Origin of the sequence: Exiguobacterium sp. USCH10 (assembly GCF_037619445.1) — a bacterium.
GTDB lineage: Bacteria > Bacillota > Bacilli > Exiguobacteriales > Exiguobacteriaceae > Exiguobacterium > Exiguobacterium aestuarii_A.
In genome coordinates this window covers 1-14,616 of record NZ_JAQPZO010000010.1, presented here as the reverse complement: position 1 = coordinate 14,616, position 14,616 = coordinate 1, and the positions used below count along the sequence as shown (strand labels likewise).

At 45.9% G+C, this 14,616-nt stretch carries 18 protein-coding genes; 11 read left to right on the top strand and 7 right to left on the bottom strand.

The annotated features are described in order from the left end of the window. Positions 1 to 4 precede the first annotated feature (4 nt). Entirely contained in the window at positions 5 to 793 is a 789-nt protein-coding gene (locus PQI28_RS12790) for a pyrroline-5-carboxylate reductase family protein (RefSeq protein WP_224863340.1), read from the bottom strand. Positions 794 to 985: 192 nt separating this feature from the next. Between PQI28_RS12790 and yidD the strand changes: the two genes are divergently transcribed. Together yidD and PQI28_RS12780 are read left to right on the top strand one after the other, a co-directional pair. Continuing rightward, a complete protein-coding gene (yidD, locus tag PQI28_RS12785; RefSeq protein ID WP_015880777.1) occupies positions 986 to 1,255 on the top strand; it encodes a membrane protein insertion efficiency factor YidD in 270 nt (89 codons plus the stop codon). A 129-nt stretch (positions 1,256 to 1,384) separates the two neighbouring features. Continuing rightward, complete coding sequence (locus tag PQI28_RS12780) at positions 1,385 to 2,737, top strand: alanine/glycine:cation symporter family protein (RefSeq protein ID WP_214747338.1); 1,353 nt, start codon at positions 1,385 to 1,387, stop codon at positions 2,735 to 2,737. Between the two features lie 17 nt (positions 2,738 to 2,754). Here PQI28_RS12780 and PQI28_RS12775 read toward each other — a convergent pair whose 3' ends face one another. Further along, positions 2,755 to 3,120: a potassium channel family protein gene (locus PQI28_RS12775; protein WP_015880779.1), complete on the bottom strand. Its 366-nt coding sequence runs from the start codon at positions 3,118 to 3,120 to the stop codon at positions 2,755 to 2,757. A gap of 87 nt (positions 3,121 to 3,207) precedes the next feature. Here PQI28_RS12775 and PQI28_RS12770 point away from each other — a divergent pair, with 87 nt between their 5' ends. Continuing rightward, complete coding sequence (locus PQI28_RS12770) at positions 3,208 to 4,440, top strand: cytochrome P450 (RefSeq protein WP_339963519.1); 1,233 nt, start codon at positions 3,208 to 3,210, stop codon at positions 4,438 to 4,440. Positions 4,441 to 4,496: 56 nt separating this feature from the next. Here PQI28_RS12770 and PQI28_RS12765 read toward each other — a convergent pair whose 3' ends face one another. Beyond that, on the bottom strand, positions 4,497 to 5,246 hold the full coding sequence (locus PQI28_RS12765; protein WP_214696862.1) for a sugar nucleotide-binding protein: 750 nt from the start codon (positions 5,244 to 5,246) through the stop codon (positions 4,497 to 4,499). Positions 5,247 to 5,346: 100 nt separating this feature from the next. On the opposite strand from PQI28_RS12765, the gene PQI28_RS12760 reads away from it, so the two are divergent. Then, positions 5,347 to 5,922, top strand: a complete 576-nt coding sequence (locus PQI28_RS12760) for a GNAT family N-acetyltransferase (RefSeq protein ID WP_224863336.1) — start codon at positions 5,347 to 5,349, stop codon at positions 5,920 to 5,922. A gap of 73 nt (positions 5,923 to 5,995) precedes the next feature. Continuing rightward, positions 5,996 to 6,805, top strand: coding sequence for a DUF368 domain-containing protein (locus PQI28_RS12755; RefSeq protein ID WP_214696866.1), 810 nt, complete (start codon positions 5,996 to 5,998; stop codon positions 6,803 to 6,805). Between the two features lie 34 nt (positions 6,806 to 6,839). On the opposite strand, the gene PQI28_RS12750 is transcribed toward PQI28_RS12755, so the two are convergent. Further along, positions 6,840 to 7,394: a methyltransferase family protein gene (locus PQI28_RS12750; protein ID WP_214785732.1), complete on the bottom strand. Its 555-nt coding sequence runs from the start codon at positions 7,392 to 7,394 to the stop codon at positions 6,840 to 6,842. Between the two features lie 178 nt (positions 7,395 to 7,572). On the opposite strand from PQI28_RS12750, the gene PQI28_RS12745 reads away from it, so the two are divergent. Next, the gene (locus tag PQI28_RS12745; protein ID WP_339963518.1) at positions 7,573 to 8,619 is read left to right on the top strand and encodes an NAD(P)/FAD-dependent oxidoreductase; all 1,047 of its coding nucleotides are present in this window, start codon (positions 7,573 to 7,575) and stop codon (positions 8,617 to 8,619) included. A 12-nt stretch (positions 8,620 to 8,631) separates the two neighbouring features. Here the strand turns inward: PQI28_RS12745 and PQI28_RS12740 are convergent, their stop codons facing one another. Beyond that, entirely contained in the window at positions 8,632 to 9,045 is a 414-nt protein-coding gene (locus tag PQI28_RS12740) for a VOC family protein (protein ID WP_371743058.1), read from the bottom strand. Positions 9,046 to 9,147: 102 nt separating this feature from the next. On the opposite strand from PQI28_RS12740, the gene PQI28_RS12735 reads away from it, so the two are divergent. Then, positions 9,148 to 9,519 carry a hypothetical protein gene (locus PQI28_RS12735; RefSeq protein WP_074033021.1) on the top strand — a complete coding sequence of 124 codons (372 nt, stop codon included), beginning with the start codon at positions 9,148 to 9,150 and terminating at the stop codon, positions 9,517 to 9,519. Positions 9,520 to 9,585: 66 nt separating this feature from the next. Here PQI28_RS12735 and PQI28_RS12730 read toward each other — a convergent pair whose 3' ends face one another. Continuing rightward, on the bottom strand, positions 9,586 to 10,455 hold the full coding sequence (locus tag PQI28_RS12730) for a hypothetical protein (protein ID WP_214785730.1): 870 nt from the start codon (positions 10,453 to 10,455) through the stop codon (positions 9,586 to 9,588). A gap of 274 nt (positions 10,456 to 10,729) precedes the next feature. Between PQI28_RS12730 and PQI28_RS12725 the strand changes: the two genes are divergently transcribed. Continuing rightward, a complete protein-coding gene (locus tag PQI28_RS12725; protein WP_214785729.1) occupies positions 10,730 to 10,957 on the top strand; it encodes a hypothetical protein in 228 nt (75 codons plus the stop codon). Positions 10,958 to 11,142: 185 nt separating this feature from the next. On the opposite strand, the gene PQI28_RS12720 is transcribed toward PQI28_RS12725, so the two are convergent. Beyond that, positions 11,143 to 12,057, bottom strand: coding sequence for a hypothetical protein (locus tag PQI28_RS12720; protein WP_074033024.1), 915 nt, complete (start codon positions 12,055 to 12,057; stop codon positions 11,143 to 11,145). A gap of 196 nt (positions 12,058 to 12,253) precedes the next feature. On the opposite strand from PQI28_RS12720, the gene PQI28_RS12715 reads away from it, so the two are divergent. From PQI28_RS12715 to PQI28_RS12705, 3 genes are all read left to right on the top strand, one after another. Then, complete coding sequence (locus PQI28_RS12715; RefSeq protein WP_339963517.1) at positions 12,254 to 13,477, top strand: LCP family protein; 1,224 nt, start codon at positions 12,254 to 12,256, stop codon at positions 13,475 to 13,477. A gap of 79 nt (positions 13,478 to 13,556) precedes the next feature. Then, positions 13,557 to 14,264 carry an NAD(P)-binding oxidoreductase gene (locus PQI28_RS12710; protein ID WP_074033026.1) on the top strand — a complete coding sequence of 236 codons (708 nt, stop codon included), beginning with the start codon at positions 13,557 to 13,559 and terminating at the stop codon, positions 14,262 to 14,264. Between the two features lie 20 nt (positions 14,265 to 14,284). Then, positions 14,285 to 14,503 (top strand): PspC domain-containing protein, encoded by a 219-nt coding sequence (locus PQI28_RS12705; RefSeq protein WP_074033027.1) that lies wholly within the window; start codon positions 14,285 to 14,287, stop codon positions 14,501 to 14,503. Positions 14,504 to 14,616 lie beyond the last annotated feature (113 nt).

The following is a 14,616-nucleotide window of genomic DNA, read 5'->3' as shown; positions in this document are numbered from 1 at the left end:
ATTTTTATGGTTTCTCAATTGTTTCATGATCTTCTTTGGCACTTTCGCGTAAGGCTGAAGACATCACATCGGCAAGGTTGCGGTCGCGTAATACGCCGACACCACGGTCGGTCGGTCCGCCTGGAGCAGCGACGTCAGCAATGAGTTCATTCGTCTCACGTGTTTCATGTGACAGTAACTCTGCAGAGCCTTTCATCGCCTGAGCCACAATTTGACGAGCCGTCGCTTCGTCGTATCCGACATCGGTCAAGACCGGAGTCATCGCCCCGACGATTTCATAGAAGAAAGCTGGGCTACAACCTGCGGCTGCCATAAATGCAGACATCGTCTTCGCATCCGTGATGGCCGTTCGACCGACACGTTCAAAGAGGGCAGTTGCTTTCGCGCGATCGGTCTCATCTGTTTCAGGACCGAACCATAAGCCTGTCATCCCGCTCCGATATGCGACAGGCGTGTTCGGCATGGCGCATACGGCAGGAAGTCCTGAAGCTTCTTCTAATTGGCTCGGTTCGATATGTGCCGCAACCGATACAAGTAGTGGGGTCTTCCACTCTTTTGATTCCACATACGGAATGACGCCGTCCGGTTGCATCGCTAGTACGACGATGTCATAGTCGTTCACATTTTCTTCTTCGACGATGTGTACGCCGAGTTCATCTTGTAGGAAGTTCAAGCGTTCCCGATCACTTCGGTTCGTCATGGTAATTTGTGTCGGTTCGATTCCTGAGTCGATCCACCCTCGAACGAGCGCTTCACTCATTGATCCTGCACCGACCATTAGTAATTGTTTCATCATTCGTCACCTCTTCTATTCGATTCGGTCAATAGTTATGTTGACTATCATAACAAACCTGCTGTCGAATATCGCCCATCTTGCTCATTTGTTAAGAGATGGAAAACGATTTGACATATGGAGCGGTGCACATGACAAACGTTTCAAATCGCGCTATGATGGCACTAATTCAACAGAGTGAGGCGAAATCGCGTGAAACGTGTACTAGTAAAAGGGATTCAAGGTTATCAACGTTTTATCTCACCATTAAAGCCGCCGACATGCCGGTTTTATCCGAGTTGTTCACACTACGGAATCGAAGCGATTGAGAAACATGGAGCCGTCAAAGGCAGTTATTTAACCGCTCGCCGGCTCATCCGTTGTCAACCGTTTCATCCGGGCGGGCTCGATTACGTCCCGGATACATTTGATTGGAAAGCGCCTTTACAACGAGAGAAGCCTGAATCACAGCGAGACGATTAAGTTCGTCTCGCTGTTTGTATACAGAAGTACGTTTCGAACAGTTGTTTTAGCACAATACTTTCGCATTGTTCTAAGTATTCTGAAAAAATAGGGATGTACACTATTTTTCGGGGAAAGGGGATACTTTGTATGGGGCAATCATTTAGTGAATGGGTGAGTACGGCATCCAATTTTGTATGGGGACCACCGCTTTTAATTTTGCTTGTGGGGACAGGCATTTACTTGACGGTGCGTCTAGGTGGTATTCAAATTACCAAATTACCGTATGCATTGAAGTTGGCGTTTTCAAAAAATCAGGATCAATCCTCAAAAGGGGATATCAGTCACTTCCAGGCGCTCATGACCGCGCTTGCGGCGACCGTCGGTACGGGGAATATCGTCGGGGTGTCGACAGCAGTTGTATTAGGAGGACCAGGAGCCATCGTATGGATGTGGGTGTCCGGATTCTTTGGGATGGCAACGAAATATGCGGAGGCCGTTCTAGCTGTTAAGTATCGGGTCACCGATGAACGCGGTCAGATGGCTGGTGGACCGATGTATTATCTGGAACGAGGATTGAATCAACGTTGGTTAGCCGTAGCGTTTGCGGCATTTGCCTCGATTGCGGCGTTCGGGATTGGAAATGGGGTCCAGACGAACTCTGTCGCGCTCGCGCTCAAAACGACATTCGATGTACCACTCTACATATCAGGAATTCTCATCATGATTTTTACAGGCGCGGTCATCCTTGGAGGCGTACGTTCGATCGGGAAAGTGGTCAGCTACTTCGTCCCGGTCATGATTGCCTTCTACTTAGGTAGCGGTCTCTTGATCATGATTATGAACTACTCGCTTATTCCAGATGCGTTCGCACTCATCTTTAGCAGTACGTTCAGTGCGGAAGCAATCGGTGGGGGAGCCATCGGAGCGGCCATTCGATATGGTGTCGCGCGTGGTGTCTTCTCGAACGAGGCAGGTCTCGGTTCCGCTCCGATTGCTGCAGCGGCAGCGAAAACAGATATGCCGGGTCGTCAAGCGCTCGTCTCGATGACACAAGTCTTCTTGGACACGCTTGTCGTCTGTTCGGTGACAGGGTTGACACTCGTCATGGGTGGTCAAATCGGGACAGGACTAGAAGGAGTCGAATTGACTTCAGCCACATTCGAACTGTTCCTCGGTCCGGCAGGTGGCTACATTGTCACGATCGGTCTCGTCCTATTCGCTTACTCGACCGTTCTCGGTTGGTCGTATTACGGCGAACGGTCCATCCATTACTTGTTTGGGCAAAAGTCGATTCTTCCGTATCGGATTGCCTTCGTGCTCGTCGCTGGACTCGGTGCCATGACGACAAACTTGAATTTGGTATGGGCGCTATCCGATGTCTTCAACGGTTTGATGGCCATTCCGAACTTGATTGGTCTCTTGTTCTTGTCGGGCGTTGTCATTGCCGAAACGAAACGATTCAATCAACAGCTTGAAATTGAGAATCGAAAAGTATCCTAAACGCATCGACGCCATCCTCATGAATCAGAGGGTGGCGTCTTTTGTTTCGCTTCTAATTCATCGAGTCGTGCTTTTTGTAAGTGGTCAAATACTTTTGTGATGAAACCGACCATAATGCCGACCCCCGTTAACACATATCCGATTGTAAAAATTTTGCCGATATCTGTCTGTGGGGCGAAGTCACCATATCCGATGGTCGTCAATGTGATGACGCTGAAGTAAAGTGCGTCCAACCAACGCATCGCCTCGAACCGTGTGTAAAAAAGCGTACCGGACAGAACGGTAAGAAAGGCAAGGCTAAATAACACTTGAAACTCGGGGTCGCGGAGACCGCGCCAAATTCCGCGGACAATCCGGCGTAATGTCAGTAAGAACGGTAGCATGTCACTCGCTCCTTTCGATATTAGGTTTGTTCGCTAACAACGGGGGAACATCCTTTATAGTTCGAAAAAAGAGAAAGGGTGAGTAGGATGGGGAAAGTCATTCCAAAGCAAGAAGGGCTCGACCATAGTGTCGATTTTCTACGGGAAGGATATTTGTTTGTGGCGAATCGACGTAAAAGTTTTCAGTCGAATATTTTTGAAACGCGTTTGCTCGGAGAACGCGTGATTTGTCTCGGAGGAGAGGACGCTGCTGCCTTGTTCTATGATGCGGACAAATTTACACGTCAGGATGCCGCGCCGAAACGTCTTCTCAAAACCCTATTCGGGGAAGATGGGGTGCAAACATTGAATGGAACGGCACATACGCACCGAAAACGTATGTTCATGTCATTGATGACGAAGGAAAACATCGATCGTCTGCTTCGATTGACGGACCGTGAATGGAAAAAAATCCGACATGCTGGAGAAGAAATCGTTTTATATGACGAGGCACAACAGGTATTGATGAAAGCCGTCTGTGAGTGGGCGGGAGTTCCACTTGCGCGAGATGAAGTAGCGAAGCGGACCGATGAAATGAGATTGTTATTTGAATCGGGTACTTCGTTAGGTCCAACTTATTTGCAAGGGCGGAAGGCAAGAAGTTCGGCCGAGGCGTGGATTCGACAGATGGTCAAAGAAGTACGGTCAAATCGATTATTACCGAATAAACAGACGGCACTTTATGAGTTCGCGTGGCATCGAGATGAATCTGGTGAGTTGTTGCCTGAAGAAGTAGTGGCTGTCGAAGTGTTAAACATTTTGCGACCGACTGTTGCCATCTCGGTCTACGTTCTTTTTACGGTTCTAGCGCTTCATCAATTCCCTAAAGAAAGAGAACAAGTAAAGCAAGGACAGTTTTCGAAAACGGCCTTTGTCCAAGAAGTGAGACGTTTCTATCCGTTCTTTCCTGTTGCGGCAGCTCGAGTCAAAACAAATTTTGAATGGGACGGATATACGTTTACCGAAGGAACACTGACGCTCCTTGATCTTTATGGAACGAATCACGACTCTGCGATTTGGGCTGAACCCGATCAATTTAATCCTGCTCGCTTTATGGACTGGAAGGAGAGTCCGTTCAATTTTATCCCGCAAGGAGGAGGAGATGTAGATTTTGGACATCGTTGTGCAGGGGAGCATGTGACGATTGCGATTCTAGAACAAGTCATTGAATTGTTTACGGAGGAGTTCTCGTATACCGTTCCTCCTCAAGATTTGAGTTATAGCTTCGTTGATATGCCGAGTCTACCGAAAAGTAAACTGCGTTTGACTGATGTAAAATGAATCGAATAAGTAAACGCCTACTCTTGATGGAGTAGGCGTTTAGTATGGAGTGCGGTTTATTTCGTTTGTAAATTGAGACGCTTTGAAATCGGACGAATTGGGACGGAAGGGTCAATCATTCGATTATCCCGTTTCGGTTCATCCGTGCATTCAATCTGCCAATCGGCGTCATGAAGCTCTTTTAGTCCGACGGCAATGTCATAAAGCGAATAGTTCGCATTCCCGTTTAGCTGATAGATGCCGGGTCCGCGTTTCGTCAAGATTTCGAATAAAGCTTCCGCTGTATCCGGTAAAAATGAGCAAGATGGATACCAATGCTCACTCGCTTGTATGACCCCTCGTTGTTTCATCTCGTTCGTAAAATAGTCCATCATATTGTTCGATCCGGCTTCATCCCCAATCTGCCATCCAAGACGAACAATCTGAGCACCCGGGTTGACACGAACGATGGCTCGTTCGCAGTCACGTTTATACTTTCCGTAGTCATCTTCAGCATCTGGCGCCGTGTCCGGTGAAATCGGTCCAGTCACATCATCTGAAAAAATCGACACTGTACTCGTGAACAAGAACGGAATCTTCATCTCCCCACATAAACGAGCGAGCGTCTCGGCCCATTCAACCGGTCCCATACCGATATGTAAAAAATAGTCCGGGCGGATGCTTTCAATGAATTGTCGCATCTCCTGCTCGTCTGTCGTGGACACTTGCTCACGATTCCATGCAATCCCCTCAATGCCATGACGCTGTAATGCTTCGGCAACAACCGGTGCTACCGTGCCGTTCATTCCAGTAATGATTGCTTTCATTTTATTTCGCCCCTTTCTCTCTATATCATGCCACAAAACGGGCGTGGACAAACAATCGAGGTGTTTGCCTATGCTAGACTAGGTGATGGAGGGATCAATGATGAACATTCGACAAGCAACGAAGCAAGATTGTACACAAATCGCACCGCTCATGTATCAGGCGATTCATGACATCGCGTATACGTTGACGGGGTCAACGAATACCGATGAAGTATTAGAGCGATTGGCGATGTGGGTGGAAAAACCGAAGAATCGTTTAAGCCACGAAAATATATGGGTCGCCGATGTAGAAGGGGAAGTGGCGGGAATGATCATTTCGTATCGAGGGGACGAGGCGGAAGCATTAGATCGCCCGATTCGGGAATGGTTAAAAGCGCATGGGAGCAAAGTGGAATTAGATGTTGAGACGGAGGGGTTCGTTCAATACATCGATTCACTCGCTGTACTAGAGGCGTATGGTGGTCGTGGTATCGGAACGAAGTTGATTGAACAGATCTGTACTGTCGCGGCAGAACGTGGTGTCCCGGCCGTCACCTTGAACGTGGATCAAGACAATCAAGCGGCTCATCGTTTGTATACGCGACTCGGATTCCACAAAGAAAAGGAAATTATGATTTCGGGATCTCGTTTTGACTATATGAAAAAAGAGACACGCTCGACTCCTTTCTCGGTCTAAAAGCGGATGCGCAAACGCTCGTTCTCGACTATACTAAGTGCTTGAGGAAAGATATATGTAAAGGAGATACATTATGGAGTGGAAGAATATTTGGCGGGGAATGGCCATGGGAACGAGTGATTTGATTCCTGGTGTAAGTGGAGGTACCATCGCAGTTATTTTGGGCATCTATGATCAATTGATTGAAGCAATCAGCGGTGTATTCAGCCGATATTGGAAAAAGTATATTGGTTTCTTAATCCCGCTAGCGATTGGGATGGGAACAGCCATCATCGCCTTAAGTCGAATTATCGAGTATTTGTTGCTCGAATATTATGCGCCGACACAATTCTTCTTTATCGGATTGATTTTAGGGATCATTCCGTTACTTTTTGTAGAGTTTAAGTCACGTGCATCGATTCGTCCCATTCATGTGATTGCCATGATTGTAGCAACGGTACTCGTAGCGAGCATGGCGTTTCTCAATCCGGTTGATTCGTCTATCATTACGGACGTTACCTTTGGGACAGCGCTCCTCTTGTTCTTGTCTGGGTGGTTAGGAAGTATGGCAATGTTACTTCCTGGAATCAGCGGGTCATTCGTGTTGTTGCTGATTGGGGTCTACCCGACAGTCATCAGCGCCATCTCGAACTTCAATTTGCTCATTATCGGAATTGTTGGGGCAGGCGTTGCGGTCGGCTTTATTGTTAGTAGTAAAGTGATTCGCTATTTGTTGGCGAATTTCCCAGGAATGACGTTTTCAGTCATCATCGGATTGGTAGTGGGTTCGCTCGCCGTCGTATTTCCAGGAGTGCCGGCTACGGGGCTCATGTGGGGACTCAGTGTCATTGCGTTCATCGCAGGGATTGTTGTCGTCCGATTGCTCAGTCGTTACTCCGTATAAAACAGAAAGGAGTCCGGGATCGCCGAACTCCTTTTTAATAGATAAACGGAAATAATCGTTTGCGTGACTTTGACCATGATACATACGATTGACCGAAGTGACGGGTCAGCATCCCTTCCTCAATCCGAATCCGATATAGTAACGCAAGAGCCGTAAGAGCGGTACCGATCAAAGCGACTGCCCAATGAAGAAAATACAATGAGAACCCTAACGTAATGAATAGTAAACCTGTGTATAAGGGATGCCGTAAGAAACGATAGGGGCCAGAGCTGACGAGCTCGTCTTGAGGACGAACGACAACGTGTCGGGTGAATTGATGACGAAGGTGGAAAATTCCCCAATACCGTAATGATACACCCGCTATGTAAAACGAAAGAGCAAGTATGCGTTGAGCCATTGATGGACGCGCCTCAACAAAGATTGAATAGATGATAGACAAAGAGAACATGACAATCATCGTCGACGCTACGAAATAAAAGCTTTTTCGCTCGACGGAACCGTCCGTTGCCTCTTTTCGATTACGAAATTTCCATGTCTCCACAAGCCAAAAACAGGACACGATGATCAATGCAAGATCCATCCACTCCATAGCGCACATCCTTCCTTTTGATTCATCTTTCCTTACCCGACCTTCGATGAAGAAAAACCAAAGGCGAATAGTGTTGGGAAAAAGTTTGTAAAAGACAAAGAAACGGGTTATCATCTAATGAGAATGATTATCATTTTAAGGTGAATAGATCATCTACATAGAAGGGAAGGATACGACGATGGGCGAAGAACAATTCGACGTGACGATTATCGGTGGGGGTCCGGCAGGGTTATATGCTGCTTTTTATAGTGGATTACGAGGCATGAAAACAAAAATAATCGAATTTCAACCTCAACTAGGTGGAAAGCTGCACGTTTATCCAGAAAAAATGGTGTGGGATGTAGGGGGGCTCCTTCCGACGACGGGAGCAAATCTGATCGATCAACTCGTCCAACAAGGCCTCACCTTTTCGCCGACAGTCATCCTAGGGGAGAAAGTGGAGTCGATTTCAAAACGCCAGGATGGATTATTCGGGATCGACACGTCGAATGGTCATCACGTATCCAAAACGGTGATCGTCGCAACCGGGAGCGGTATTTTGAAACCACACAAGGTCGAAATCAGCGGTGCAGAGCGATTTGAATTGTCAAACCTTCATTATACGGTCAAGTCACTAGAACGATTCAAAGGGAAGCGGGTCTTGATTTCAGGTGGCGGAAATAGTGCCGTTGATTGGGCCAATGCGCTCGAGCCGATTGCGGAGCAAGTCATTTTGGTTTACCGAAAAGAAGAGCTCGGAGGTCATGAAGCGCAAGTCGAGAAGATTAAAGAAAGCCGAGTCGATTGTTGCCCCCAGTCAAAAGTCACGGACTTGATTTCTCATGATGGGCAATCGATTCAGCAAGTGCTGTTAACACAGATTGACACGGGAGAAACGAGTGTGGTCGATGTCGATGAGGTCGTCATCAATCATGGGTACGAACAAGATGCAGAACTTCTTCGAAACAGTGAATTAAACGTAGAAATGGTCAATGGATTTTATGTGAAAGGGAACGCGGGGAGTGAATCGTCCGTTCCGGGATTATATGCTGCAGGTGACATTCTGACGCATGAAGGAAAGGTCCATTTGATTGCAGGGGCATTCCAAGATGCGGCGAATGCGGTGAATCGGGCCAAAACGTATATTGACCCGAATGCGACCGCTACGGCAATGGTCTCTTCTCATAACGAACGTCTAAAAGAAAAGAACCGTCAAATCATAGAAGATACTTTATTGAAGCAGTAAGAGAGACGTCTCTTACTGCTTTTGCGTAGGATAATCACAAAGCTCGGTGATGACACCACCTGAATGACGTGGGTCCATATAGATCAAACGTCGACCTTTTGCGGTCGTACGTAGTGTATCTTCTAAAAAAGTGATGCCATTTTGTTTGTGTGTAGCGATGGCGATGTCTAAATCTTCTACACGATATGCGATATGATGGACGCCTTTTCCTCGTGCTTTCATGAAACGCGCAATCGGACTCGTATTACTTGTTGGTCGCAACAATTCGATGACATCTTCACCGATGTGAATGACAGCTAGCTCGGTTTCCACCCCAATGGCTGTATTCGTATAACGGTCAATCAGTTCTCCACCAAGCACAGTTGTATAAAATGTGATCGCTTCGTCTAAATCACGGACGGCGATTCCGGTATGATCGATTTGCATAAACATTCCTCCTCAATCTTCAGTTTGCCTAAAGTTGAACAAAATGTCACTTCACAACGTTTCGACCATATCCGATATAATAAGAGAGGGAGGGACAGCGAAATGAACGGAAAAATCACAATGGGATTGGTGGGCATGTTCGCCCTAGTATCATTTGTGTTTGGACTCTCGCTTGCGACGTTTGTCGATTATCGCATCAATGAAGAGCAAGTTGTGCTCGAACGGTTAACCACCCATAAACAGATTGGTCCGACAGAGTTGCTGTCTACCGAGGTCGATTTTCATTTGAATGGATCGAATTATGCGATTCGTTTCAAGGATGAACCGAACATCACGTATTGGTTCAGTGTCGTAGATCGCCAAATCAAATTTGATCGGATTGAATCGCTCGATTTGAGAGACACGGGACTCCGGACAGAACTGTTTAAGGAAATGCCGCCTTTGGCGATGGAGTCGACAACTGCTGCAGAATAAAAGACGTCGAATGAACAACTTTTTCGTGTGAGAACGAGTTGATACAATCGACGTCTTTTTTATTGATCAATAGAGTGGAGCCGGTAGCACTTGTTGTGTAAGCATATATATCCCGCCTGACGACACTTGAGCACCTTGCTTTCGAAGTGCAAAATTCAAGTCAGATTGCAGGTTAGTCGTAGAAATACGAGCCTCGTCGATATATCTGAATGCATCGTAAAATTTTTGTTGAAGAAAGGAAAGGGCATCCTGCAACATAGACTCGTCACAATCTAATTGAATTTCTTGGACGCACACGTGATACATATGTAGTCGTACTTTCATGATTCCGATTGGTTGGTGACACCAGTTTAATGTGTAGAACAGTGTTTGTTGCCGAGTTGCATGTGCGAATTGTTCATGCGTCATCGGGATGGCGCCCGGCAAGACATGACAATGCGCATTACGAAAAGTGAGCCAATCCGCTCTTCGTGAATAGTCTATCAATTCGAGGGTCCAGTACGTATGCGATGCTTTCTCACAAGGAATGAATGGCAAGTGATACGTATTCGTGTGATGGAATACTTGAAACCCAGTTGTCTCATATATTCGAAGCTTATCTTGATTATGATAGTCCTCTTCCTGAAGATAGTACGTAATCGGGTGTGTGGTTTCTCGACTTCGTTCATACATGATTCGGTCAAGCAACCCGCGAAACACATGACGATCAATATATGAGACCTTTGAGAGTTGAATGATTTGAAACGCTTCTAAATGCTCGTCATTCGCAACAAAAGCAGCTAATGGATTATTTTTGTTTAAAGCGATGTACACGTGCTGATGAGGAGGTAAGGAAAGGAGCGGGGGTGTCTTTGATAAGGGGTATAACGACTGAATGGAGATGCGTTCCTGCATAGCTAATTGCCTACATTCTACAAAGCGTAGCGCTCGTTTCAAGGAGAATCCTTCTTTCTGAATGAGTTAATAAGTACAATTAAATTGTAAGCGCTATCTTACTTAAAATTGTATGGCATTCTCATGAAACCTGATTGATGAAAATAATCAACAACTTTCATAAAAACATGAAATTAAATAGATTGTAAGCATCCGATTCAGAAAAACTGATTAGTTACGCTGATAGATCTGTGAGTTTCGTCAAATGTCAGACGTGACGTGCGTCGAAGACATGATATACTTAATCACAATGAAACCAATCAATTAGGAGTTTATGATGAAATATATTTATCAACTGATTCTCGTATCTATGTTGTTCATGATTGGTGCGCCCACGACGGTTATGGCCGAAACAGAACCGGTAGTGATTCACGAGAACATCATTGTCGAAGAAGAGGTAGAGATTCACGAAGGATTTCAATCACCCAATGAGATGGTGTATGTCTTCGTATTAATCGTGTTATTATCTGTCGTTGGTTTAGGAATCATGAACACGATCGAATAACGTGAAAACGTTCACAAAAACGCAATAAGTCGTTTGGTAACGGTTACAAACGTTGCTTTATACTTATATGTGTAGGAAGGAAGTTCTGCACCAACTTTCTGTCCTCCTTTTCAAATGAACACCCCTCGTTCATATCATGTATTGGAGTCAACCGATGTCATCGATTGACTCCCTTTTTTGTCTATCTAAAATCGAATACGTTTTTCTTTTGCTAATCGTTTTAATCGTTTTGTTTCATCCGTATGGCCATGGCTCTCTAAGAAATCGACGTAGACACGGAACGGTTCGGAACGATGTGAAAAGAAAGGGATATACTCTGAAAATAGCTTCTGTTCGGCTTCTTGTAAGTTACCTTCGGCGACGAGGAGGCGGAGCTCTAACATTTTAAGAGCTTGATAGTTTTCAAGTGCGGTATCTTCTGTCTGGGATTTTTCCAACATCCGCTCACACAGTTTGAGAATGCGTGCGTGAAGAATCTTTCTCGTGTTGGCTTGGCTGTGTTCAATCGGCAAGGTTGATAGTAAGTCGATTCGTGTGGAATCCACGTCTTTTGGCACGTGGAGGGCAGTATATAAAGCGCGGTCAATCCAGACGGTATCAATGGGTGCGTCTAGTTGGTAGTAGTGGATGAGTTTTTGGAGCATCGTGACTTGTGAGATTTTCAATAGGCGAAACGGGTCGCTCGTTGAAAAGAGAGGTTCTTCTCCGGCTGACGTTGATAGAAGATAAAACATCTCTTCATACATCGTGCGTGCCTCAGTATATTCTTCGGCATAGTGGGCTAAATCACGGATGATTTTTTTGGCGTGGATATACCAATTTTTTTGATCACGGTCGGACATGACTTGATTGGGACGAATATATAAATGTTCATATGCTGAATCGACAAAACGTTCAGCTAACGTAATCGTTTGTGAGAGCGAATGACGCTCTTCCGAATGTTTTTTTTCTTTATAGCGTGTGAACTGGCTGATCATAAAATCAAAGTCTTGATCATCAATCACATCTTTTGGAGTATGACGATACATCTCGACCAATAAATCACGTAACGTCGCCTCACCATATTGCTCCAACAGCATGCGTAATTTTCCGATGCGCATCAGCTCTCCTCCTTTCATTCATACTTGTTGTATGCATCTCTGATTTGGGCAGACACCAATTAATATTCCTTTCCCGGATTTCATCTGAAACAATCATATGGTCTCATGCTTAAGACGGATTTTCCTTAGAAACGTTGTCAGATCAATGCGGGTTCGGGATAATAGAGAAAAATTGATAAAGTTGAGGATTGAAAATATGAAAGATGATCAACGTTTATCGCGTGTAGAACGTAGAAAGCGCGAACTCGAACAACAAGAACGTGAAGCGTCTCGTTTGAATGATGAGCAATCATCGAACGAGCGACCAAATATAAATGAAGTTTCCGAACGAAATCGACAACACGAAGGAACATCTCCTCAATCGGAGCATCCTTTCTTAAACGAAAAATCGTCAGAGTCGTCGAAACCAAATCAGGGAACATCGAAAAACCGACGAAAACGGATGCCTCGAATGCTGTCATTCTCAAAACCAAAGCGCAAAACGTCTCGCCCGAAGTCAAATCATGCGGCGCAGCAATCGAGACCGTCCAATCCGTCAAAACCATCAAAACGTGAAGTCGATCAAACAGCAAAACCAACAAATAAACGAAAGCGTAAATGGAAAGGGAAAGTGGCCGTTTTTCTCATTCTCATGTTGCTTGTCGGAGGGTATGTGGCGACTTCCCCGTTCACGTTCCTCATTATGGGAAGTGACGCACGGGTGGGGGAATCCCTCTCGGGGTCCCGCACAGATTCTCTACAATTGATGGAATTTGTCCCTCGTTCACGTACTGTTCAAAACGTGTCGATTCCACGCGATACGTATACGGCCATTCCATGTGAGCCAGACCGGGATGGCGATAAAATCACCCATGCTTTTGCTTATGGTGGTGCAACGTGTACGGTAGGTGCTGTTGAAGGACTGACCGATGCGTCGGTTGATGGACAAGTCGTGATCACATTTGAGTCGTTCATGGAATTGATTGATTTGATTGGTGGTGTCAATGTGACGGCAACACACTCGTTTAGTGAGAAAGGGTTTAACCAGACGTATGAGTATACAGAAGGTGTCTCTTACGCAATGGATGGAGACATGGCACTTGCCTATGCGAGACACCGTAAGTCGGATACGGACGGTGCCCGTTCGAATCGTCAAACCGAAGTTATGACAGCCGTCGCAGAAAAATTGGCTAGTCCTTCGGGCTGGACGAAGATTCCGGCAACGTATCGTTTCATGAAAGAGGAAATGGGTCTTGAGATGAATGTCTTACAAATGGCATCTGTCGGTCTGACGATGATCTCGAACCCAGACGTGAATAAGATGCAAGTTGAAGGACAAGATGCCTATATCAACAACGTCTATTACTATGAACCGTTAGAAGAGAGTGTGCAATCCATTCGGGATGCCCTCGATTTATCGATGTGGGGAACGGTCAGATAATTTTAAGAAAAGGGTTTGATTCTGACTTGAAAGAGGAATTTTAAACAAATGAACTACTCTTTTGAGGAGGGAAATTTGAATGAAAGTATTAGTCATTGGAGCAACAGGAAAGATCGGGAAACGTGTATTGAAAAGTCTAGCGAAGACCCATCAAGTGACCGCTTTAATTCGTTATCCTGAACTACAAGCAGAGTACGAGAAAATGGGTGCGCGCGTATTGACGGTTGATGTCGAGAAAGAACTTGAGAAAAAAGTTCATGAGGCGACAAGTGGACAAGATGCAGTCATCATTGCGGCGACTGCTGGCGCAGACGGATCGAGTACCGAAATTGAACTGCTCGACCGAAACGTCGCGATGAACGCGATTGATGCTGCTAAAAAAGAACGAGTACGTCACGTCGTCTTGCTCAGTGCATATGGCGCGGACCAACCGAATGCCGCACCAAAGGAACTCTTTAACTTTCTGTCAGCCAACAATGCTGCCGACGAATACATCGAACATAGCGGTTTGAACTATACGATCATTTGCCCAGTGACCATTGTCGATGAACCGAGTAAAGGTTCCATCGAAGCATCTGAAGACTTGAACGATGCGGACGGTGCGACGATTTCCGAGACAGATGTCGCGACTGTCATCTCTGCATCTCTTGACAACCGTGGACTATACGGTCGCCGAATCGAAATCAAGTCGGGTAGTACGCCGATTAATGAAGCGCTTGATTTTGAAGGCCGTGGAGAAGTGGCGAACGGAGGTAGAACGACGTTACGCCGACCACAACGATCATAACGAGTTGAGGAGAAGATGACATGGAACGAAAATTGTATAAAGATCAGAATAATAAAATGATTGCCGGAGTCTGTTCGGGGCTCGGGAACTATTTAGGAGTGGACGTCACAATCATGCGTGTTCTGTTTGTGGCAATGGCACTATTAGGTGGTCCAGGGCTTCTGATTTATATCGTTCTGGCCATCATCATGAAAAAGCCGCCATCAGAATATGAGGCGGAACAAGAAGATCGTTTTTAACGAAAACAAGCAATCCGACATGACTGTCGGATTGCTTCAGCTTGTTGACAAATAAGATGTTCGAACTCGTCCTTCCGGCGCCCACGCTTTCCGCAGGCAATCCCGGAGCCGCA

What these genes read in the sequence shown, in the direction of transcription:
- PQI28_RS12790 (WP_224863340.1), bottom strand. Translation starts at nt 793, where the DNA reads ATGAAACAATTACTAATGGTCGGTGCAGGATCAATGAGTGAAGCGCTC.
- PQI28_RS12780 (WP_214747338.1), top strand. Translation starts at nt 1,385, where the DNA reads ATGGGGCAATCATTTAGTGAATGGGTGAGTACGGCATCCAATTTTGTA.
- PQI28_RS12775 (WP_015880779.1), bottom strand. Translation starts at nt 3,120, where the DNA reads ATGCTACCGTTCTTACTGACATTACGCCGGATTGTCCGCGGAATTTGG.
- PQI28_RS12770 (WP_339963519.1), top strand. Translation starts at nt 3,208, where the DNA reads ATGGGGAAAGTCATTCCAAAGCAAGAAGGGCTCGACCATAGTGTCGAT.
- PQI28_RS12765 (WP_214696862.1), bottom strand. Translation starts at nt 5,246, where the DNA reads ATGAAAGCAATCATTACTGGAATGAACGGCACGGTAGCACCGGTTGTT.
- PQI28_RS12760 (WP_224863336.1), top strand. Translation starts at nt 5,347, where the DNA reads ATGAACATTCGACAAGCAACGAAGCAAGATTGTACACAAATCGCACCG.
- PQI28_RS12755 (WP_214696866.1), top strand. Translation starts at nt 5,996, where the DNA reads ATGGAGTGGAAGAATATTTGGCGGGGAATGGCCATGGGAACGAGTGAT.
- PQI28_RS12750 (WP_214785732.1), bottom strand. Translation starts at nt 7,394, where the DNA reads ATGGAGTGGATGGATCTTGCATTGATCATCGTGTCCTGTTTTTGGCTT.
- PQI28_RS12745 (WP_339963518.1), top strand. Translation starts at nt 7,573, where the DNA reads ATGGGCGAAGAACAATTCGACGTGACGATTATCGGTGGGGGTCCGGCA.
- PQI28_RS12740 (WP_371743058.1), bottom strand. Translation starts at nt 9,045, where the DNA reads ATGCAAATCGATCATACCGGAATCGCCGTCCGTGATTTAGACGAAGCG.
- PQI28_RS12735 (WP_074033021.1), top strand. Translation starts at nt 9,148, where the DNA reads ATGAACGGAAAAATCACAATGGGATTGGTGGGCATGTTCGCCCTAGTA.
- PQI28_RS12725 (WP_214785729.1), top strand. Translation starts at nt 10,730, where the DNA reads ATGAAATATATTTATCAACTGATTCTCGTATCTATGTTGTTCATGATT.
- PQI28_RS12720 (WP_074033024.1), bottom strand. Translation starts at nt 12,057, where the DNA reads ATGCGCATCGGAAAATTACGCATGCTGTTGGAGCAATATGGTGAGGCG.
- PQI28_RS12715 (WP_339963517.1), top strand. Translation starts at nt 12,254, where the DNA reads ATGAAAGATGATCAACGTTTATCGCGTGTAGAACGTAGAAAGCGCGAA.
- PQI28_RS12710 (WP_074033026.1), top strand. Translation starts at nt 13,557, where the DNA reads ATGAAAGTATTAGTCATTGGAGCAACAGGAAAGATCGGGAAACGTGTA.
- PQI28_RS12705 (WP_074033027.1), top strand. Translation starts at nt 14,285, where the DNA reads ATGGAACGAAAATTGTATAAAGATCAGAATAATAAAATGATTGCCGGA.